A 20,289-nucleotide genomic window follows, 5' to 3' on the forward strand; every position below is an offset into this window, starting at 1 on the left:
GTCACGCGTGGCCGGCGGCGGCGCTCAAATGGGCGAGATCGATGCCGATCGAGGCAAGGATACGGTCGTATTTGCGCTCGATGTCGGCGTCGAACAACAGTTCGGGCGTCGCCGGGCAGGTCAGCCAGCCATTCTCGGCGATCTCGCTTTCGAGCTGGCCGGCGCCCCAGCCGGAGTAACCGAGCGCCATCAGCGCATGACGCGGCCCGCGGCCCGTCGAGATGGCGCGCAGAATGTCGACCGTGGCGGTCAGGCAGATGTCGTCGGAGACGCTGAGCGAGGATTCCACGCGATAGTCGCCGGAATGCAGCACGAAGCCGCGGCTGCGATCGACCGGCCCGCCATTGCGCACGACGAAGTCGCGGGCATGCGCCGGCAAGCGGATCGCTTCCTGCTCGTTCACGATGCCAAGCTGCACCAGAAGGTCCGGGAACAGCATCTGCTGCGTCTGGTTGATGATCAGGCCCATGGCGCCCTCGTCGCTGTGGGCGCAGATATAGATGACCGAGCGCGTGAAACGGTCGTCCTTCATGCCGGGCATGGCAATCAGGAACTGATCGTCGAGAAAGCCGCGCCCCGCGGCCATCTTTTTGTGGCGCAACAAGTCCATGACGTTGAGCGTAACCCGTTTCCGCCGCGCCGAAAAGATGGTCAGGCTGCCGGATGTCACGCAAATATGATACCGGCAGGAACATGAAATCATTGCGCGGCCAAGAACGGGCGATCAAATCACCGCCATGCGATACCTGAACATTGTGGCGCTCGGCGCCGTCATCGGCCTGGGAGCGGGCCTGCCGGCCGAGGCCTCGTCCTCGGCCTGGTACAACAGCGAAGGCGGCAAAGTGCGGCTGGTGACCAGCGGCAAGCCCGACGAGGCCGGCAAGATCCACGGCGTGCTCGACATTGCCCTGAAGCCAGGCTGGAAAACCTACTGGCGCGACCCCGGTGACGCCGGCGTGCCGCCGCAGCTCGACATCTCGGCCAGCACCAACATCGCCGATGCAAGGCTGTCGTTTCCGCCGCCGCAGCGCCACGACGACGGCTACGGCAAATGGGCCGGCTACGACCGCCCCGTGTCGCTGCCGGTGACCTTCACGCTGTCGTCGCCCGACCAGCCGGCGACGATCGACGCCAACGTCTTCCTCGGCATATGCGAGACGATCTGCATTCCGGTGCAGACCCGGCTCAGCGTCGATCCGGCGTCCGATCCGGACAACGCCACGGACGCGGCGCTGGTGAAGACGGCGCTTGCAACGCTGCCCTCGCCAGCACGGCCCGATTTCGGCATCCGCGTGCTACCCGGCGACCACGAGACCCTTATCGTCGAGGCCCGGTCCCCCGGAGACCTGGATTCGGTCGATTTCTTCATCGCCGGCGAGCGCGACTACATGTTCGGCGCGCCGGTGCGCAGCGAGAAGGACGGCAAACTCGTCTTCACCGTGCCGATCCTTGACCGGCCGTCGGCGACACCCACGGATGGCGGGCTCTATTACACGCTGACAAGCACCGAGGGTTCGGTCGACGGGCTGCTGCCTTTCCCTTGATCCAGGCTTGGTCAACGGTTGCGGGAAGCCGCTCGGTCCGATACGCAGGCACAGATCCTTCCCAATCTCCAAGCGAGGAATCCCATGACCATTTCGGTTGGCGAAAAACTGCCCGATGCGACTTTCAAGGTGATGACCGCCGACGGCGCCAAGCCGATGACCAGCGCTGAAATCTTCGCCGGCAAGAAGGTGGTGCTGTTCGGCGTACCCGGCGCCTTCACGCCGACCTGCAGCAACAACCATCTGCCGGGTTATCTGGAGAACCACGACGCCATCCTGGCGCGCGGCGTCGACACCATTGCGGTCGTCTCGGTCAACGACGTCCATGTCATGGGCGCCTGGGCGCGCTTCACCGGCGGCGAAGGCAAGATCCTCTACCTCGCCGACGGCAGCGGCGATTTCGCCAAGGCGGTCGGCCTCGACAATGATCTTTCCGCGAACGGCATGGGGCTGCGCTCGAAGCGCTTTTCGATGATCGTCGACGACGGCAAGGTCACGGCGCTCAATGTCGAAACCAAGCCGGGTGTCGACGAGAGCGGCGCGGCCAAGATCCTCGAGCAACTCTGATGCTCGATATCGTCTGGCGCGCCGTCGCGATCGGCATCGGCGCCACGGTCTTCATGGACGTCTGGGCGATTATCCTCAACAAGGCCTTCGGCCTGCCGCGGCCGAATTGGGGCCTGGTCGGACGCTGGGTACGGCACCTGCCCGAGAAGGTGTTCCACGACGATATCGGCCAGGCCACGCCTTACTCCCATGAGAAGGCGCTGGGCTGGGCATTCCACTATCTCGTCGGCATCCTTTACGGCGTCATCCTGGTCGTGCTTGCGGGAGCCGGCTGGCTGGCCGCGCCGACCTTCCTGCCGGCCTTCATCCTCGGCATCGTCACCGTCGGCGCCGGCTGGTTCCTGTTGGCGCCCGGCATGGGCGCCGGCTGGGCAGCTTCCAAACTGCCCAATCCGATGCTGGTGCGCACACTGAACCTCGTCTCGCACACGGTGTTCGCGCTCGGCCTGTTCTCCACGGCGCTGCTGATCCGATAGAGAAGTCGGCGCGTCAGTAGCTCTGGGTCGAGCGTCGGGGCGATGGTTTTCTGGCCGGAGCGCCTTCGGGTTTCGGCGCACTTGCAACCGGTGCCGGCCGCGCCGACTTCGGCTTGAACGGCGCCATGCCTTGTCTTGCCAGCTCGTCGGCGCGCTCGTTCTCGGGATGGCCGGCATGGCCCTTCACCCAACGCCAAATGACCTTGTGGCGCCTGTTGGCCTCGTCGAGCGCCTGCCAGAGCTCGCCGTTCTTGACCGGCTTCCTGTCGCCGGTCTTCCAGCCGTTCTTCTTCCAGCCATGGATCCACTTGGAGATGCCGTCCATGACGTATTTGCTGTCGGTATAAAGATCGACCGTGCAGGCTTCCTTCAGCGCATTGAGCGCGGTGATAGCGGCAAGCAATTCCATGCGGTTGTTGGTGGTCTCGGCCTCGCCGCCCGACAGTTCCTTGGTGACGCCATTATAGCGCAACACCGCGCCCCAGCCGCCGGGCCCGGGATTGCCCGAGCAGGCGCCGTCGGTGAATATCTCGACTTGCTTGTTCATGTCAGTCCGTATTCGGAGGGCGACTTGATCGCCCGGTGAAAGCGCATGCGGCGGATATATTCGGTCGGATCGCGCTTCATCACCAGGCCGCCGTTGGGAATGGTCAGCCAGTCATAGAGCCTTGTCAGCATGAAGCGCAGCGCCGAGCCGCGCGCCAGCATCGGCAGCGCCGCCTTCTCGTCTGCCTGCAGCGGCCGTACCGACTGGTAGCCGGCAAGGAGCGCGGTCCCCTTGGTGAGGTTGAAGGAAAAGTCCTTCTCGAAGCACCATGCGTTGAGGCAGGTGGCGACATCATAGGCGTAGAGGTCGTCGCAGGCGAAATAGAAGTCGATCAGGCCCGACAGCTTCTCGCCGAGGAAGAAGACATTGTCCGGGAAGAGATCGGCATGGATGATGCCCTGCGGCAGGCTTGCCGGCCAGTTGCGCTCGAAATCGAGGAAGTCGGCGTCGACCTCCGCCGCCAGCCCCGGCTCGACCTCGTCGGCGCGGTCGCGCGACGCGGCCCAGAGCTTGCGCCAGCCATCGATGGCAAGCGCGTTCGGCCGCTTCATCGGGAAATCCCGGCCGGCGAGATGGAGCGCGGCCAACGCCTTGCCGACCTCGCCGCAATGCGCCGCCGTCGGGCGTCTCAGCGACAGGCCTTCGAGGAAGGTGATGATGACGGCCGGCCGGCCGGCAAGCGTGCCGATGACGGTGCCGTCATGCGCGGTGACCGGAAGCGGACAGGAAATGCCTTTTCGCGCGAGATGGCCCATCAGACCGAGGAAAAACGGCAGATCGGCCTTGTCGACGCGCTTCTCGTAGAGCGTCAGGATGTAGGAACCCGTGGAGGCGTGGACGAGGAAATTCGAGTTCTCGGTGCCCTCGGCGATGCCCTTGTATGATAGGAGTTCGCCCACCGGATAGGCTTTCAGGAATGCGCTGAGCTCGTTTTCGTTGACGTCGGTGTAGACAGCCATTGGGGTTTACGCGGCTCCATTGACGAAGGCCATGTCGGCCGCCGTCAGTTCGACATCGCGCAACACCCGCATCACCGGAAAGTCCTCCGTTTCGGTGGCCGTGATGGCCAGATCGATGGTGACGTCGAAGCGCTGCCGGAATGCGTCGATGATCTCGTCGACGATGATTTCCGGCGCCGAGGCGCCGGCCGACAGGCCGAGCGTCGAAATCTCGCCGATCTCATCCCACGGAATTTCGGAAGCCCGCTGCACGAGAAGCGACATTGCGGCACCCGCGCGCTCCGCCACTTCGACAAGGCGCCGCGAGTTGGACGAGTTCGGCGCGCCGACGACGAGGAAGAGGTCGGCGCCGGCAGCCGTTTCCTTCACCGCCTCCTGGCGGTTGGTGGTGGCATAGCAGATCGATTCGGCCGCCGGGGCGTGAAGCTCCGGGAAGCGCTCCTGCAGCGCCCGGATGATGCCGGCGGTGTCCTCGACCGACAGCGTCGTCTGGGTGACGAAGCCAAGCGCCGCCGGATCCGCCGGCACGAAGGTTGCTGCATCAGCCTCGGTCTCGATCAGGGTCACGGCACCCTCCGGCAGTTGCCCCATGGTGCCGATCACCTCAGGGTGGCCGGCATGACCGATCAGCAGCACATGGCGTCCAAGCCGCTGGTGGCGCATCGCCTGCTTATGCACCTTCGACACCAGCGGACAGGTGGCGTCGAGGTAGAACAGGTTGCGCGCCTCGGCGTCGGCCGGCACCGATTTCGGCACGCCATGCGCGGAAAAGACAACCGGCGACTGGCGATGCTCCGCCGGGATTTCGGACAATTCCTCGATGAACACCGCACCCAGGCTCTGCAGCCCCTCGACGACATAGCGGTTGTGCACGATCTCGTGGCGGACATAGACCGGCGCGCCGTATTTCTTCAGCGCCAGCACGACGATCTGGATGGCGCGGTCGACGCCGGCGCAGAAGCCGCGCGGCTGGCAGAGCCTGATCGTCAGCGGTGGCTTTTTCTCAATCATCAAAACGGGCCGGTTCAGTGGGAAAGCTGGAGGCGAAATGAGGCGTGCGGCCCGGCTCTGTCAAGAGCGGCGGCGCTCACCCTTCCTTCGCCGGGCGGCGAAGCCTGAGGATCAGCACCGCGGCAAGGGCGGCCGCCAGGCCGTACCAGGTGACGGCATATTGCAAATGGTTGTTCGGCAGATCGATAATGGTGACGCCGCCGACCGGCAGGCCGCCGGGATTCGGCGTCCTGTCGGCATCGACGAAGAACGGCACCAGCACGGCGCCCGCCGGAAGGCCGGCGCTCGAGGCCATGGCGTCGCGGTCCTTCCAGTAGAAGACGTTCTTGGCGACATCGTTGTCGGGCAGCATCATCGAGGGCTTTTCCGGCAGCGGATTGCGGGCAAGCCCGGTCACCGTCACCTTGCCGGCGACTTCACCCTGCTGGCGCTTGGCCGGATCCTTGAGGTCGTAGGGAACGAACCCGCGATTGACGAGCACGAAGCGGCCGTCGTCGAGCCGCAGGGGCGTGTAGACATTGAAGCCGGTGTCGCCTTCCCAGGTCGAAAAGAAGTGCCGCTCGCCCTGATGCAGGAACGTGCCGGTCACCGTCACCGGTGTGTAATCGACATCGTGGGAGGCAGCGAATTCCTTCTCGACCTCCGCCAGCGGCAGAGGTGCCGCATGCGTGCGCCTGTCGATGGTCTCGAGCAGCCCTTCCTTCCAGTGCAGGCGCTCAACCTGCCAGGTGCCGAGACCGAGGAGAATGGCGAACAGGACAAGGCTGAGCCCAAGCAGCAATACCGAGCGCGGCCGCGAAGGGCCGGCAGCCGAACCGGTCGCGCCGCTCATCGGCTGCTGTCCAGCCTGCCTTCCGCAGCCTTCTTCGAATATTGCAGGGTGATCAGCACGCCCTTGATCAAGCGCAGCGCCGTCAGGCACAGCACAAGCGCCAGCGGTATCCACAATATGAAATGCAGCCAGAGCGGCGGGCTGAGCGTCACTTCCGTCCACAGCGCCAGACCGACGACGATGAAGCCGATGATCAGGATGACGAAGACGGCCGGGCCGTCGCCGGCATCGGCGAAGGAATAGTCGAGCCCGCAATTGTAGCAGCGCTTGCCGACGGTGAGGAAACCGGAGAACAGCTTGCCCTCGCCGCAGCGCGGGCAGCGGCCGTGCAGGCCGGCCGAGACCGGGTCGATGGGCGGCCAGATCGCCCTGTCTTCGATCGCCTTGTCTTCGATTGCCTTGTCTTCGCTCATGTCGGGCATCCTATAGCATTCCGCGCAAAAGATAAGGCGGCCACGTCGCCGCAGCCGCCCTTTTGGGAATTCCGAAGCCGTTGATTTAATGGGCTTCGATCATCGCTCCGTTCGACGCCCAGACATAGATGCAACTGAACAGGAACAGCCACACCACGTCGACGAAATGCCAGTACCAGGCCGCCGCTTCGAAGCCGAAATGCTGCTTCGGAGTGAAATCGCCGCGCATCGCGCGCACCAGGCAGACGAGCAGGAAGATGGTGCCGATGATGACGTGAAAGCCGTGGAAACCGGTCGCCATGAAGAAGGTGGCGCCGTAGATGGAATCCTTGAACGCGAAGGGCGCGTGCATGTACTCGTAGGCCTGCACCATGGTGAACAGCATGCCGAGGCCGACGGTCAGCACCAGGCCGTTGATCAGGCCCTTGCGGTCGCCGTGCAGCAGCGAGTGGTGCGCCCAGGTCACCGTCGTGCCCGATAAGAGCAGAATGATGGTGTTGTAGAGCGGCAGGTGGAAGGGATCGAGAACCTCCAGGCCCTTCGGCGGCCAGACGCCGCCGGTGAAGGTGGTGCGCGCATATTGCGCGGCTTCGCCCGGGAACAGGCTGGCGTCGAAGAAAGCCCAGAACCAGGCGACGAAGAACATCACCTCGGAGGCGATGAACATGATCATGCCGTAGCGCAGGTGCAGCGACACGACGCGCGTGTGGTGGCCCTCATGCGCTTCCTTGATGGTGTCCGACCACCAGGCGAACATCGTGTAAAGCACGATGATCAGGCCGATGAAGAACAGCCACGGATTGGCGATGTTGTGGCCGAAGACCGGGAAGTTGCCGGCCTTGAGATACTGCATCAGGCAAACGCCGCCGACGGCCGTGACCAGCGCGCCGATCGAGCCCAGGAAAGGCCAGGGGCTGGGATTGACGAGATGGTAGTCGTGGTTCGGTTTTGCGTGCGCGTCTGCCATATCAACCCCCGAGGCTTGCTTCGGAATCTGGAACTTTGTTGCTGTTTTTGCCAGCGGCCGGCGCGGACGAGGCGACCGGCTGTTTCTTCTCGACCGGGAACATCGTGTAGGACAGGGTGATGGTCTTCAAGTCCTTCAGTTCCGGCACGTTGACGATGTCTGGATCGACATAGAACACGACCGGCATGTCCAGCGTCTCGCCGGGCTTCAGCGTCGTGTCGGTGAAGCAGAAGCACTCCACTTTGTTGAAATAGGCGCCGGCCATTTCCGGCTGCACGTTGAAGGAGGCGCGGCCGGTGATGGGGCGATCGAACTTGTTGGTGGCGCTGTAATGCGCCTGCGTGGTCTCGCCGATCTTGATCGTCACCGAGCGCGCGACGGGCTCGAACTGCCACGGAATGCCGTTGGTGTTGGCATCGAAGCGGATGGTGATGTCGCGGTCGAGCACGCGGCCGGCATATTGCTTCTCGGCGCGCTGCGTCGTGCCGCCATAACCGGTGACCTGGCAGAACATCTTGTAGAGCGGCACCGCCGCATAGGCCATGCCGACCATGCCGGTGAAGAAGGCCAGGCAGACCGCCACAACGATGCGGTTGCTGTTCTTCCTGACGGGTCTGGTCTCGACGCTCATCGCCGCCTCACATCAAATTCGTGGGCATCAGGCCCGAGGCATGGTGGCCGAAGCGCACGATGGTGGCGATGTAGAAGATGATGACGAGCGCGGCGAGCGCGACGCCGATGGCGACGGAGCGGTTGCGCCGCGCCTTCCGCTGGCGTTCGGTCAAGGTGACCAGTTCGAGGTTCTTGTCGGCCACGATCATGTTCCCCCCATGACGAGGGCGCGCCCGACCACGCTGTCGACGAGATAGGCGGCGAAGATTGCGAAGAGATAGAGCAGCGAATAGCCGAACAGCGCCTTGGCCGGCTTCATCGCCCGGTCGTCGTCGCTCATGCCCAGCACCTTCCAGGCATACCAGACGAAGCCCAGGCCGAGCGCGACGGAGACAATCCCATAGGCAGCCGTGGTGTAGCCGAGCAGCCAGGGCAGCACGCCGACCGGCGCCAGGATCAACGCATAGGCAAAGATCTGGCGACGGGTCGAGGCCTGGCCGGCGACGTTCGGCATCATCGGGATGCCGGCGCGGGCGTAGTCGTCCGACTTGAACAGCGCCAGCGCCCAGAAATGCGGCGGCGTCCACAGGAAGATGATCAGGAACAGGATCAGGCTTTCGAGGCTGACCGATCCGGTCACCGCGGCCCAGCCGATCACCGGCGGGATGGCGCCGGCGGCGCCGCCGATGACGATGTTCTGCGGCGTCCAGCGCTTCAGCCACATCGTGTAGACGACGGCGTAGAAGAAGATGGTGAAGGCAAGAAGCGCGGCCGACAGCCAGTTGATGAGGACGCCCAGCGTCATCACCGACAGCGCGGAGAGCACCAGGCCGAAGCTCAGCGCCTCACCCGGCGTGACGCGCCCAGCCGGCACCGGACGGCCGGCGGTTCTTGTCATCACCGCGTCGATATCGGCGTCGTACCACATGTTGAGCGCGCCCGAGGCGCCGGCGCCGATCGCGATCGCCAGGATAGCGATCACCGCCAGCAGCGGATTGATGGCGACGGGCGCCGCGACCATGCCGACAAAGGCCGTGAAGACGACCAGCGACATGACGCGCGGCTTGAGGAGAGCGAAGAAATCGCCCGCGGTGGCTTCCGACATGCGAAAGCCAACTTCCTCCATCAATTTGTGGTCGGCAAGAGCCATGCGTACTTAAAGTCCATCATTCCGTTGGCCAAGACCGCCGGCTCTCCGGCGGCCTCGTATTTCGGGCAGCCGCCTTACTTGATCTTCGGCAGCTGTTCCCACTGGTGGAACGGCGGCGGCGAAGGCAGCTGCCATTCGAGCGTGGTGGCACCCTCGCCCCACGGATTGGCGCCAGCGACGCGCTTCTTCTGGAAAGCCTCGAACACGCCATAGAGGAAGATCGCAACGCCGACGGCCGCGATGTAGGAGCCGTAGGATGAGACCATGTTCCAGCCGGCGAACGCGTCCGGATAGTCGACGGTGCGGCGCGGCATGCCGGCGAGACCGAGGAAGTGCTGCGGGAAGAAGATCAGGTTGACGCCGACGAAGGTGACCCAGAAGTGGGTGTTGGCGATCATCGGCGAGTACATGTAGCCGGTCATTTTCGGGAACCAATAGTACCAGCCGGCGAAGATGGCGAACACCGCGCCCAGCGACAGCACGTAGTGGAAATGGGCGATCACGAAATAGGTGTCGTGCAGCGAGCGGTCGAGGCCGGCATTGGCGAGCTGAACGCCGGTGACGCCACCGATCGTGAACAGGAAGATGAAGCCCAGCGCCCACAGCATCGGCGGCTTGAAGGAGATCGAGCCGCCCCACATCGTGGCGATCCAGGAGAAGATCTTCACGCCGGTCGGCACCGCGATGACCATGGTGGCAAACACGAAATAGCGCTGCGTGTCGAGCGACAGGCCGGTCGTGTACATGTGGTGCGCCCAGACGATGAAGCCGACGGCGCCGATCGCGACCATGGCGTAGGCCATGCCGAGATAGCCGAAGACGGGCTTCTTCGAGAAGGTCGAGACGATGTGGCTGATGATGCCGAAACCCGGCAGGATCAGGATGTACACCTCGGGGTGGCCGAAGAACCAGAACAGGTGCTGGAACAGGATCGGGTCGCCGCCATTGTCCGGCACGAAGAAGGAGGTGCCGAAGTTGCGGTCGGTGAGCAGCATGGTGATGGCGCCCGCCAGAACCGGCAGCGAGAGCAGTAGCAGGAAGGCCGTGATCAGCACCGCCCAGGCAAACAGCGGCATCTTGTGCATCGTCATGCCGGGCGCGCGCATGTTGAAGATGGTGGTGATGAAGTTGATCGCGCCGAGGATCGACGAGGCGCCGGCGATGTGGATCGACAGAATCGCAAGATCCATCGCCGGGCCAGGCTGGCCGGAGGTCGAGAGCGGCGGATAGATCGTCCAGCCACCGCCGACGCCGAACGCGCCGGGCGCGCTCGGCACGAACATCGAGCTGAGAAGCAGGATGAAGGCCGGCGGCAGCAGCCAGAAGGAGATGTTGTTCATGCGCGGGAAGGCCATGTCCGGCGCGCCGATCATGATCGGCACCATCCAGTTGGCGAAGCCGCCGATCAGGGCCGGCATCACCATGAAGAAGATCATGATCAGGCCGTGCGCGGCGCCGAAGGCATTGTACATGCTCTTGCCGCCGTCGATGGCGGCATCGCCCTGCATGCCGTAGACCATCTGCGCCAGGCCGCTGAAGATCTGGATGCCCGGCTCCTGCAGCTCCATGCGGATGGCGACCGAGAGCGCGCCGCCGACAATGCCGGCGATGATCGCGAAGATCAGGTAGAGCGTGCCGATGTCCTTGTGGTTGGTCGAGTACACCCAGCGGACCCAGCCATGCGGCCTGTGGTCGTGGTGGTCGTGAGCTGCAGCCTCTGCCATATTCGGCTCCGTTCCCTAATTCTTGCTAACCCGCGGCATCAGTTGCCAGCGGCCGCTACCTTGTTGGTACCATCGATCTCGGCCATCAGCGCCTTGTTGGCGGCGGGCACGTCGGTCTTGGCCGTCTCCAGCCAGGTCTTGAACTGCGCATCGGACACGACGCGAACCGCGATCGGCATGAAGGCGTGATCCTTGCCGCAGAGCTGTGAGCACTGGCCGTAATAGAGGCCTTCCTTCTCGGCCTTGAACCAGGTCTCGTTGGTGCGGCCGGGCACGGCGTCCATCTTGATGCCGAAGGACGGCACGGCGAAGGAGTGGATGACGTCGGTGGCGGTGATCAGCACGCGGGTCATGGTGTTGACCGGCACCACCAGCTCGTTGTCGACGGCGAGCAGGCGCGGATAGAGAGCGCGGTCTTCCTTGCCGGCCTTGGCGCGATCACCATCCTGAAGGATCGCCGAGTTGAAGGAGAAGCTCTTGTCGACCTGATATTCGTAGTCCCAGTTCCACTGGTTGCCGGTCGCCTTGACGGTGAGCTTGGCTTCCTCAGGCGGCGTGTATTGCGCGGTGAGCAGCTGGAACGACGGGATAGCGATGAGCAACAGCACGATGACCGGCCCGACCGTCCAGATCACCTCGATGAGGGTGTTGTGGCTGGTCCTGGAAGGAACCGGATTCACGCTGGCGCGGAACCTCAGGACGCAAACGGCAAGCAGTGCCAGCACCAGGATTGTGATCGGGACGACGAACCACATCGTGTAGTTCCCGAACCACTCGATCTGTCGCATCATATCGGTCGCCGGTGCCTGGAAGGCGGTCTCCCAAGGCCGCGGCTGATCCGCGTAGGCGGATACGCTGGAGAAGAGCGCGCCTGCGGCTGCAGCACCTGCCATCAATTTGGCGCTTGCCTGGAATTTTCTCATCGCCCTCTCGTCTCCCACTTCCTGCGATCGGATCGCACCAATAACGAACGACGCCGGGATGGGGAATCCCGGTCTGTCCCTAAGGTGGTTCAAACCATACTCTAATTCCCTCTGCAAGGAAGGAGCGGACGAAGCCGTGCGGCATTTTTGCGCGCAGCCCGAAGGGCATCCCCTGCCATCGCCGCGTCGCGTGGCGGACGGTCGCAATTCGGGCGAATTTGCTCTGGAAAAGCGCGTAATTGCCGGTATCTGGGCGGGCCGGCGACGGTCTCGTCCTTTACTTGGCCTTGGCGCAGCTTAAAGTGCCGTGATTCGCAATGGAGCCGTCATGACTTCCTGGCTTTCGAGACCCCTGGCGAAGGTCGTCTTCCTTGCCGCCTTGCTTGGCGCCAGCGCGGCGAACGCCGCGCCACCTCAGACCGCAGCGCCGCCCAGCGGCACGGTCAAGTCGACGCATGGCGCGTGGTCGATCATCTGCGACACGCCGGCCGGCGCGACCTCCGAGCAATGCGTGATGATGCAGAATGTCGTCGCCGAGGACCGTCCGGAAATGGGGCTTTCGGTGGTGGTGCTGCGCACCGCCGACAACAAGGCCGAGATCCTGCGGGTGCTGGCGCCGCTCGGCGTGCTCTTGCCCAACGGGCTTGGCCTCAATGTCGACGGCAAGGATATCGGCCGCGCCTATTTCGTGCGCTGCTTCCAGGATGGCTGCTATGCGGAAGTGATCCTCGAGAAGCCGCTGCTCGACACGCTGAAGAACGGCACCTCGGCCACCTTCATCGTCTTTCAGACGCCCGAGGAAGGCATCGGCATTCCCGTCGATCTCAAGGGATTCGGCGAAGGCTTCGCCGCCCTGCCCTGAGCCTGGCGGTTGCAATGCGGTCGGTCGGCCCACGGCGATGACGATCCCGTGTGAACGCTGGCGATTGTCTTGACCTCACTTCGCCCCTACATCGGGGAAGACGAAACCGCCAGCGGACAGCCTTGCCATGAACAGCCTGATCGGCCAATTCGACATTTCCGACGACCGCGTCAAAGAGATCGTCGCCGACACCATCAAGGGCGCCGACGACGGCGAGTTGTTCCTCGAATACAGCGAGAGCGAAGCGCTGATGTTCGACAATGGCCGGCTGAAGACGGCCAATTTCAACACCGACCAGGGCTTTGGGCTGCGCGCCGTCGCCGGCGAGGCGAGCGGCTATGCGCATTCGAGCGACTTGTCTGAAGCCTCACTGTTGCGCGCGGCCGACGCGGTCTCGGCGGTCAAGGGCGGCTATTCCGGAACGCTTGCCGCAGCGCCCGCGCGCACCAATCGCCACCTCTATGGCGACGAGAACCCCATCCCCTCGCCCAGTTTCGAGGCCAAGGCCAAGCTGTTGCAGGAGATCGACGCCTGGCTGCGCGCCGCCGATCCGCGCGTGCGCCAGGTGACGGCCTCGCTCGCCGCATCCTGGCAGCACGTCGAGATCGTGCGTGGCGACGGCCAGGTGGTGCGCGACATCCGTCCCTTGGTCAGGATCAACGTCTCGGTGGTTGTCGGCGATGGTGATCGCCAGGAGAGCGGCTCCTACGGCATGGGCGGCCGCAAGAGCTTCGGCGAGTTCCTTACCGAGGAGAGCTGGAAGCATGCAGCGCGCGAGGCGCTGCGGCAGGCGCTGGTCAATCTCGAGGCCGTTCCGGCGCCGGCCGGCACCTTCGATATCGTGCTCTCCAGCGGCTGGCCGGGGGTGATGCTGCACGAGGCGGTCGGCCATGGCCTGGAAGGCGATTTCAACCGCAAGAAGACGTCGGCCTTCGCCGGCCTGATGGGTCAGCAGGTCGCGGCAAAGGGCGTCACAGTAGTCGATGACGGCACGATCGCCGAGCGTCGCGGCTCGCTCACCGTCGACGACGAAGGCACGCCTTCGGCGCGCAACGTCTTGATCGAGGACGGCAAGCTGGTCGGCTACATGCAGGACCGCCAGAACGCGCGCCTGATGGGTATGAAGGCGACCGGCAACGGCCGGCGCGAGGGCTACGCGCACCAGCCGATGCCGCGCATGACCAACACCTACATGACCGCGGGCGACATGAACCCAGAGGAGATCATCGCCTCGGTCAAGAACGGCATCTATGCCGTCTCCTTCGGCGGCGGCCAGGTCGACATTACCTCCGGCAAGTTCGTCTTCGGCTGCACCGAGGCCTACATGATCGAGGACGGCAAGGTGACCCAGCCGATCAAGGGCGCGATGCTTATCGGCAACGGACCCGACGCCATGCATCGCGTGACCATGGTCGGCAACGACATGAAGCTCGACAACGGCATCGGCATGTGCGGCAAGGCCGGACAGGGCGTGCCCGTCGGCGTCGGCCAGCCGCATCTGAGGATGAACCAGATGACGGTGGGCGGCACCCGGGTTTGAGGCAAAGGAACGATTCCGGTATTGTTAAGCTAATGACCGGCTCCGAAAAATTCATAACGACCGTCTCGACCAGGGACGGATGACCCTGCCCAGCGCGATCTGAAAACGGCGGGACTGGGGCGCTGGTACGCGCCTCCAGGTCGAAGACACGCCGGAGGGCGTTCTTCTGAGACCGGAGCAGGCTTTTGCCCCGACGCGGCCGGAGCAGGTGTTTGGCATCCTGCCGCACAGTGGCGTGCCAAAAACGCTGCAAGACTTGCACGCGAGCGTCCTTGACGAAGCGCAGCGGCGCCATGCCCGCGATTGATACCAATCTGCAAGAGGCGTAGCGGCCCCCGCCGGACACGGACACGATCGTGTTAGCAAATTATTAATTGTTCAATTGCCTTGGCCGGCGTTTCCGCATTAACTCATCGCCAGTCTTCTCGTTGCGGTGGTGTCTGGCATTGTTGCGTTCCCCTGGCGTCCTGACCTCTTCTTTCCTCCTTGGCCTTGTTTCGTTGATCGGCGCGACGTCCCTATCTGCCGACCCGGCGGCGGCGCAGTCGACGTTGTTCAACCGGCCATCGACGCAATCTTCCGCGGATACGGTCCGCTCCGCCGCGGTCGGAGGACGCACCAGCGTTCCCTATGGCTGGCTCGATTTCTGCCACCGCCGGCCGAAAGAGTGCAAAGTGGCGGCTCTGCCGGCGACGAGCGTCAAGCTGAGCGCCCAGAACCTGCGCACCCTCAAGCGGATAAACCAAAAGGCGAACCGCGCCATCAAGCCCGTCAGCAACTACGATCACTGGGGCACGATGATGGACCACTGGGACTATCCGGTGGACGGCAAGGGCGACTGCAAGATCTATGCGCTCTACAAGCGCAAGCTTCTCATGGAAGCGGGATTCCCACGCCAGGCGCTGCTGATGACGGTGGTGCGCGACCTGAACAATGAAGGTCACACCATCCTGACGGTGAAGACCGACAAGGGCGACCTCGTCCTCGACAATCTGGTCGACGAAGTCCGGCCCTGGAACGCGACCGGCTATTATTTCCTGAAGCGCCAGTCGCAGCAGAACCCGAATATCTGGGTGTCGATCAATCAGCGCGGCGGCACGCCGAAAACCTGACGGAGGCCACCAGGCCTGTAAGCTGAGCGGCCCGCATAGCCCGGAGCGGACCAGCCTTTGCGGGTCTGTACGCAGGTGCTCCCTGCCTTACAAGTCGCGGGCCGGAAAGTCCGGCCCGCGCAACGGCAACCTATCGTCTGGCTCGACAGCCTACTCCTTGCAGGGTGGCTCGCCCGGATTCCCGCAGGCAAACTTCTTGTTTCCTTGCGGCTGCTGCTGCTTCGGCTGCTGCGGCAGACGCCGCTCCTGGACCTCAGGCCTCGGTTGCGCGCGGAACTCAGGCCTCCGCGGCCTGGAGGACGCCTCACCGTTGGGCTGTTCCTGCAGCTTGTACTGGCGCTGCGCATTCTCCTTCGGCCTGTTGACCTTGAAGTTGCGCTGGACGTCGACCTCCGCGCCGCCGGACCCTTCTTCGTTCTGCAGCCTGCGGAACTTCCTGCCCCTGTCGTTCCTGCCGACCGAGCCTTGATTCTCTTCGGAGAACACGTCCGGATTGTTCCTCCTGAGCCGCTTCTGCATGCTCGGCCCGTTGTCGGCCGGCTCGCCGTTGACGGTCGGCAGCTTGCGGAACTTCCTGCCCCTGTCGTTCCCGGCGGCCGAGCCCTGATTCTCGTCGGAGAACACGGACGGATTGTTCCTCCTGAGCCGCTTCTGCATGCTCGGCCCGTTGTCGGCCGGCTCACCGTTGACGGTCGGCAGCTTGCGGAATTTCCTGCTCTTGTTTCCCTTGGCCGGGCCCTGATCACCCGGTTCGACAATGGACCGGCCGGCCGACAAATCCTTGCGCGTCAGCTTCTTCGATTTGCGGTTGTCCTGGCCGGACAGCACGTTCGGATTGTTCTTCCCGAACCTCTCCTGCGCGCCCTGGCCGTTGTCGGCCGGCATGCCGTTGACGGTGGGCAGCTTGCGCAATTTCTTGCCCTTTTGCTGACCGGTGCCCTGCTCTCCGGTCACGGCGGCGCCGGCATTTCCCGTCGCCTCCTGGTTACCGCCCACAATGCCTTGCCTGCCGAGCTGCTTCCTGGACTTGCTGCCTGGCAAATTCCGATCACTAAGCACTGGTTTGCCGTTGACGAGCGGCAGCGTTTTGCCATCGGCTCCCGGCAAGGCGTGGTCGGTTCCAAGCTTGCGGGCGGACAGGTCCTTCGACAGCGGAGTCGCAGCACCGGGCTGCTGGCCCGAGATAACACGCTGGCCGGGCTTCGGCGGCAAGCCGCCCTGTTTCTGGCCGCCCTGTTGCTGATTGGACGGGATCTTACGGGACATGGCCGCCTTCTTCTGCAGCAGCGGCGGCAGCGCAACCCTGGCCGCCAGCGCATCCGCGCGGGCACCAACAGCGCCCGCGGTCGTCTTCTGGCCTGCGGCGCGGCCACCCTGAACACTGGCGTCTGGCTGCGCGGCCTGATTGATGGTCTCGTTTTTGATCGTCGTGTTGATATTGTTGATGACGGTCGTGTTGTGGATGTTGTTGAAGATGATGTCGTTCCGCGGCGGCACGATGTGACGCGGCGGGTTGATGAACACGGGTATCGGCACGAACACCGGTGTCGGCAGGACGAAGACGTCGATCGGCGGCGGCGGTGGCTCAAGCACGATGAAATCCGGCGGCGGTGGCGGCAGGAAGATGATTGCGACCGGCGGCGGCGGTTCGAAGTCGAAATCTGGGTCGTCGAAATAGAGCACCGGGCGGTCGATATAGACGATTTCCTCCGGCGGCGGCGGCGGCACGTCATAGACAATGACGGTGAAGCTCGGCGGCGGCTCGAGCTCGGCGTCGAAATGCTCCAGCCGGCGGCGCGCGTCCCAGGCATGCGGTCCGTGCGGATAGCGTTCGAGGTAGGACCAGTAGGCTTCCGGCGTATCCCGCGTCCAGGTCTGACGCCAGGTGATCGCCTCACGCCGCGCGGCGATGATGGCGCGCACCCGCTTGGCCATCGGATCGTGCGGATAGGCGACGAGGAAATCCTGGTAGCCGCGCAGCGTGTCGCGGTCGAGCGCCGCGACATAGGCGTCGCGGGCATTAAAGTCGCGAATCTCCCTTGTCCGGTTGGCCTGGGATTCGGCCTCGGAAACCTTGGGCGCGGGCGCATCCGGCGCGCGGTCGAAGAAGACGAAGGGCGCGTTGATCTTCGAAGCGTTCCAAGGCACCTCGGCCCCTTGCGTCACTTCGTTGACGCGCAGGCGCGTGCGGTCGAACACGTCTTCGAGCGGCAGGCCGCCCTCGCGCATCATCTCGGCCAGCGCCTGGGCATAGGCGCCATAGGGTCCCTTGCCCTCCGGCGCGACGGTTCCCGGAGCGGCATTGAAGGCGATCAGCATGTTCGGGTCGGGATCGACCAGCGCGAGGCCGCCGGCCAGCGGCTGTTTCATCTGCGGGAAGGCATTCGGCCGCGCCGCGTCGAGCACGATGATGTTGACCTTCGTCGGCAAGGCCGCGAGCGGGCGGGTGAGATCGGAGATCCGAATGGCCTGGATTGGCACATCGGCAGGATTGGCGATGTTGGCATCGACCGGCAGGAAATAGTTCTCGCCTTCGAACTGCGCGCCGTGCCCGGCGAGGTAGACGAAAACGACCGCGTCGGGACCGGCGGCCGAAACCTTGGCGAGGAAATCGCGGAAGGCGCCGCGCAGCGATTCCTGGTCCACATCACGCGCGCCGACCACATCGAAACCGGCTGCCTGCAAGGTCTGTCCAATCAGACCCGCATCGTTGGCGGCCGTCGCGAGTTCGCCGGACTGATATGCGCCGTTGCCGATGACGAAGGCCAGCCGCTTTTCACCTTGCGCAAGAGCCCCAGCTGCGGAACCGACCGCAAATATGACGAGAACGACGACGAGTTCGAGGAACCTCTGAAGCGTCCGCATTGCAATCCGCCATCCATTTAAAATGGTAAACGCTCGAGAGGTCGGAACGTTTCCCGAACGCCGTGAATTTTTGTCTCGCAAAAAGGCGGCTTTAGGGCGCAATTTCGTCGAAAGAACAGAGGCTTCACAAAATTTCTTGCGAACCGCCGCTTGTGAACTACCGCCGCCGCTTCGGCTTCTCCAGCAGCGCGACGGCCTCGACATGCGGCGACCACAGGAACTGGTCGATCGGCGTCACGCTCTTCAGTTGATAGCCGCCGTCGAGGAGGATGCGCAGGTCCCGCGCCAGCGTCACCGGATTGCAGGACACGGCCGCGACCAGCGGCACGTCCGAGCGGGCGATCTGCTTGGACTGATCCTCCGCGCCGGCGCGCGGCGGATCGAAGACCAGGCTGTCGAAGCCGTTCAATTCCTTGAAGGTCAGCGGCCGGCGGAAGAGGTCGCGGCGTTCGACGGTCACCCGCTTCAGGCCGCTGGCGAAACGAAAGGCGCGATCGAGCGCCGCAAGGGCCGGCGCATCTCCCTCGACGGCGTGAACCTCCGACTTCGCCGCAAGCCGGAGCGAGAAGCTGCCGCAGCCTGCAAAAAGGTCGGCGACCTTTTTCGCGCGCGACAGATGCTGGCCGACGAGGTCGGCCATCGTCTGCTCGGCGGCCTCCGTCGCCTGCAGGAAGGCGCCGGGCGGCACGGCGACGGCGACTGACCCGAACTGCACCACCGGCTTCTTCGGCTCGACAATCACCTCGCCGTCGACCGAAAGTCTCGCCAAGCCCTCCGCAAGAACGAAATTCGAGGCGATACGGCGCTGGTTTTCGCCGAGCTTGCCCGCGTCCTGGACGGCAACATCGAGGCCGGAGGCAGTAACGGTAACCGTCATATGGAAGGCTTTCGGCGTGGCGCAGACCAGATCGGCGAGCCTGCGCAAGCGATCGAGCGACGAAACGATCACCGGCAGCGAGATCGGGCACTCCTCGATCGGGATGATTTCGGAGGAGTGCGCGCGCACGAAGCCGAGCAGCATGCCGGCCTCGCCACGCCTTGCGCTGAAGACGACGCGGCGGCGGGTCTGCGGCGCGCACGGCACCAGCGCGTCGACCGCGCCGGCGATGCCCTTGGCCTTCAACGCCTGAATGACCCGCTCGCGCTTCCACTGCCGGTAAGCCTCGGCTTCGAAGTGCTGCAGCGCGCAGCCGCCGCATTCGGTGAAATGGCGGCAGGGCGGATCGACCCGGAGCGGCGAGGCTTCCAGCACCGACATCAGCGTGGCGCGGTCTTTCTGGCGCGCGGCGGTGACCGTCTCGCCCGGCAGCGTGAATGGGATGAAGACCTCGCCGCCATCGGCATTGGCGATGCCGTCTGCCTGCGAACCGAGCCTGGCGATGGTGAAGCGCGCGCTCATCGCGGTTTCGCGTCCTTGATCGCGGCAAGCAGGGATTCGCGATTGCCGTCGCCGCCTTCGATCGGCGACGGGTGCAGGCCGAGCACATGCCAGTCCGGCATGGCGGCAAGCCAGTCGCGCAAACCGGCGGCAATGCGCTCGGCATCGCTCGGGTCCTTGAGCAGCCCGCCCTTGCCGATCGCTTCGCGGCCGGCTTCGAACTGCGGCTTGACGAGAAGCAGCGCCCTGGCGCCCTCGCCGGCCAGCGCAAGCGCCGGCGGCAGCGCCAGTTTCAGCGAAATGAAGCTGACGTCGCAAACGAGGAAGTCCGGAACGCGGCCGCCGAGGTCCGCTATCGTGAGGTCGCGGGCGTTCAGCCCCTCGATCACGGTCACGCGCGGGTCGGCGGCGATATCGGGATGCATCTGGCCATGGCCAACATCGATCGCCGTGACATGGGCGGCGCCACGCTCAAGCAGAACCTGGGTGAAGCCGCCGGTCGAGGCGCCGATGTCGAGCGCCTCGCTCTCCGAGGGAGAAAGGTCAAAATGATCGAGGCCGGCAATCAGTTTCAGCGCCGCGCGCGACACATAGGCCTGCGCCGGGTCGTCGATGGCGACGACGCAATCCGGCGCAACGGATTGGCCCGGCTTGTGGGCAACCGCGCCATCAACGGCGACGGTGCCGCGCTCGATCGCGTCGCGGGCGCGCGAACGGCTGGCGAACAGGCCGCGCGCGACGAGCAGTTCGTCGAGCCTTAGGCGCGCTCTGGCTGGCACAGGAGAACTCATCGGCCTTCATTGGCGA

The 20,289-nt window shown here is 64.4% G+C and carries 21 protein-coding genes; 6 read left to right on the top strand and 15 right to left on the bottom strand.

All coding sequences use genetic code 11. The annotated features are described in order from the left end of the window. Position 1: 1 nt before the first annotated feature. Positions 2 to 610 carry a YqgE/AlgH family protein gene (locus DH10_RS11645; RefSeq protein ID WP_192256810.1) on the bottom strand — a complete coding sequence of 203 codons (609 nt, stop codon included), beginning with the start codon at positions 608 to 610 and terminating at the stop codon, positions 2 to 4. Positions 611 to 737: 127 nt separating this feature from the next. On the opposite strand from DH10_RS11645, the gene DH10_RS11650 reads away from it, so the two are divergent. The 3 genes from DH10_RS11650 (at position 738) to DH10_RS11660 (ending at position 2,587) form a co-directional block, all read left to right on the top strand. Further along, a complete protein-coding gene (locus tag DH10_RS11650) occupies positions 738 to 1,544 on the top strand; it encodes a protein-disulfide reductase DsbD domain-containing protein (RefSeq protein ID WP_192256774.1) in 807 nt (268 codons plus the stop codon). An 84-nt stretch (positions 1,545 to 1,628) separates the two neighbouring features. Then, complete coding sequence (locus DH10_RS11655; RefSeq protein ID WP_192256772.1) at positions 1,629 to 2,111, top strand: peroxiredoxin; 483 nt, start codon at positions 1,629 to 1,631, stop codon at positions 2,109 to 2,111. Beyond that, complete coding sequence (locus DH10_RS11660; RefSeq protein ID WP_192256770.1) at positions 2,111 to 2,587, top strand: DUF2938 domain-containing protein; 477 nt, start codon at positions 2,111 to 2,113, stop codon at positions 2,585 to 2,587. Before DH10_RS11655 ends, DH10_RS11660 begins: the two co-directional genes overlap by 1 nt. 13 nt (positions 2,588 to 2,600) lie before the next feature. On the opposite strand, the gene rnhA is transcribed toward DH10_RS11660, so the two are convergent. From rnhA to coxB, 11 genes are all read right to left on the bottom strand, one after another. After that, positions 2,601 to 3,134 carry a ribonuclease HI gene (gene rnhA / locus DH10_RS11665; protein WP_192256768.1) on the bottom strand — a complete coding sequence of 178 codons (534 nt, stop codon included), beginning with the start codon at positions 3,132 to 3,134 and terminating at the stop codon, positions 2,601 to 2,603. Further along, positions 3,131 to 4,093 (bottom strand): homoserine kinase, encoded by a 963-nt coding sequence (locus DH10_RS11670; protein WP_192256766.1) that lies wholly within the window; start codon positions 4,091 to 4,093, stop codon positions 3,131 to 3,133. Before DH10_RS11670 ends, rnhA begins: the two co-directional genes overlap by 4 nt. Before the next feature lie 6 nt (positions 4,094 to 4,099). Continuing rightward, positions 4,100 to 5,104, bottom strand: coding sequence for a 4-hydroxy-3-methylbut-2-enyl diphosphate reductase (gene ispH, locus DH10_RS11675; RefSeq protein WP_192256763.1), 1,005 nt, complete (start codon positions 5,102 to 5,104; stop codon positions 4,100 to 4,102). 76 nt (positions 5,105 to 5,180) lie between these two features. After that, a complete protein-coding gene (locus DH10_RS11680) occupies positions 5,181 to 5,936 on the bottom strand; it encodes an SURF1 family protein (RefSeq protein ID WP_192256761.1) in 756 nt (251 codons plus the stop codon). Next, positions 5,933 to 6,349, bottom strand: coding sequence for a DUF983 domain-containing protein (locus tag DH10_RS11685; RefSeq protein WP_192256759.1), 417 nt, complete (start codon positions 6,347 to 6,349; stop codon positions 5,933 to 5,935). Before DH10_RS11685 ends, DH10_RS11680 begins: the two co-directional genes overlap by 4 nt. Before the next feature lie 85 nt (positions 6,350 to 6,434). After that, on the bottom strand, positions 6,435 to 7,316 hold the full coding sequence (locus tag DH10_RS11690) for a cytochrome c oxidase subunit 3 (protein ID WP_192256757.1): 882 nt from the start codon (positions 7,314 to 7,316) through the stop codon (positions 6,435 to 6,437). A 1-nt stretch (position 7,317) separates the two neighbouring features. After that, entirely contained in the window at positions 7,318 to 7,947 is a 630-nt protein-coding gene (locus DH10_RS11695; protein ID WP_192256755.1) for a cytochrome c oxidase assembly protein, read from the bottom strand. 7 nt (positions 7,948 to 7,954) lie between these two features. Then, a complete protein-coding gene (locus DH10_RS11700; protein ID WP_192256753.1) occupies positions 7,955 to 8,137 on the bottom strand; it encodes a hypothetical protein in 183 nt (60 codons plus the stop codon). Continuing rightward, positions 8,134 to 9,078 carry a heme o synthase gene (locus DH10_RS11705; RefSeq protein ID WP_192256751.1) on the bottom strand — a complete coding sequence of 315 codons (945 nt, stop codon included), beginning with the start codon at positions 9,076 to 9,078 and terminating at the stop codon, positions 8,134 to 8,136. The genes DH10_RS11700 and DH10_RS11705 overlap by 4 nt, the downstream gene beginning before the upstream one ends. A 74-nt stretch (positions 9,079 to 9,152) precedes the next feature. Beyond that, the gene (gene ctaD, locus DH10_RS11710) at positions 9,153 to 10,802 is read right to left on the bottom strand and encodes a cytochrome c oxidase subunit I (protein WP_192256749.1); all 1,650 of its coding nucleotides are present in this window, start codon (positions 10,800 to 10,802) and stop codon (positions 9,153 to 9,155) included. 38 nt (positions 10,803 to 10,840) lie between these two features. Further along, positions 10,841 to 11,725: a cytochrome c oxidase subunit II gene (coxB, locus tag DH10_RS11715; RefSeq protein WP_192256747.1), complete on the bottom strand. Its 885-nt coding sequence runs from the start codon at positions 11,723 to 11,725 to the stop codon at positions 10,841 to 10,843. Between the two features lie 328 nt (positions 11,726 to 12,053). Between coxB and DH10_RS11720 the strand changes: the two genes are divergently transcribed. The 3 genes from DH10_RS11720 to DH10_RS11730 all read left to right on the top strand — a co-directional run bounded on the left by DH10_RS11720 (position 12,054) and on the right by DH10_RS11730 (position 15,239). Continuing rightward, positions 12,054 to 12,587: an invasion associated locus B family protein gene (locus DH10_RS11720; protein WP_192256745.1), complete on the top strand. Its 534-nt coding sequence runs from the start codon at positions 12,054 to 12,056 to the stop codon at positions 12,585 to 12,587. Positions 12,588 to 12,714: 127 nt separating this feature from the next. Next, a complete protein-coding gene (gene tldD / locus DH10_RS11725) occupies positions 12,715 to 14,127 on the top strand; it encodes a metalloprotease TldD (protein WP_192256743.1) in 1,413 nt (470 codons plus the stop codon). Between the two features lie 446 nt (positions 14,128 to 14,573). Continuing rightward, positions 14,574 to 15,239 carry a transglutaminase-like cysteine peptidase gene (locus DH10_RS11730; protein WP_192256741.1) on the top strand — a complete coding sequence of 222 codons (666 nt, stop codon included), beginning with the start codon at positions 14,574 to 14,576 and terminating at the stop codon, positions 15,237 to 15,239. 150 nt (positions 15,240 to 15,389) lie between these two features. Here DH10_RS11730 and DH10_RS11735 read toward each other — a convergent pair whose 3' ends face one another. The 3 genes from DH10_RS11735 to DH10_RS11745 form a co-directional block, all read right to left on the bottom strand. Next, complete coding sequence (locus DH10_RS11735) at positions 15,390 to 18,104, bottom strand: caspase family protein (RefSeq protein WP_192256739.1); 2,715 nt, start codon at positions 18,102 to 18,104, stop codon at positions 15,390 to 15,392. Between the two features lie 157 nt (positions 18,105 to 18,261). Continuing rightward, positions 18,262 to 19,503 (bottom strand): class I SAM-dependent RNA methyltransferase, encoded by a 1,242-nt coding sequence (locus tag DH10_RS11740; RefSeq protein WP_192256737.1) that lies wholly within the window; start codon positions 19,501 to 19,503, stop codon positions 18,262 to 18,264. Further along, positions 19,500 to 20,273 carry a TlyA family RNA methyltransferase gene (locus DH10_RS11745; RefSeq protein WP_192256735.1) on the bottom strand — a complete coding sequence of 258 codons (774 nt, stop codon included), beginning with the start codon at positions 20,271 to 20,273 and terminating at the stop codon, positions 19,500 to 19,502. The genes DH10_RS11740 and DH10_RS11745 overlap by 4 nt, the downstream gene beginning before the upstream one ends. Positions 20,274 to 20,289: the final 16 nt, after the last annotated feature.

Source organism: Mesorhizobium silamurunense, from assembly GCF_014843825.1.
GTDB classification, from domain to species: Bacteria; Pseudomonadota; Alphaproteobacteria; order Rhizobiales; family Rhizobiaceae; genus Mesorhizobium; species Mesorhizobium silamurunense.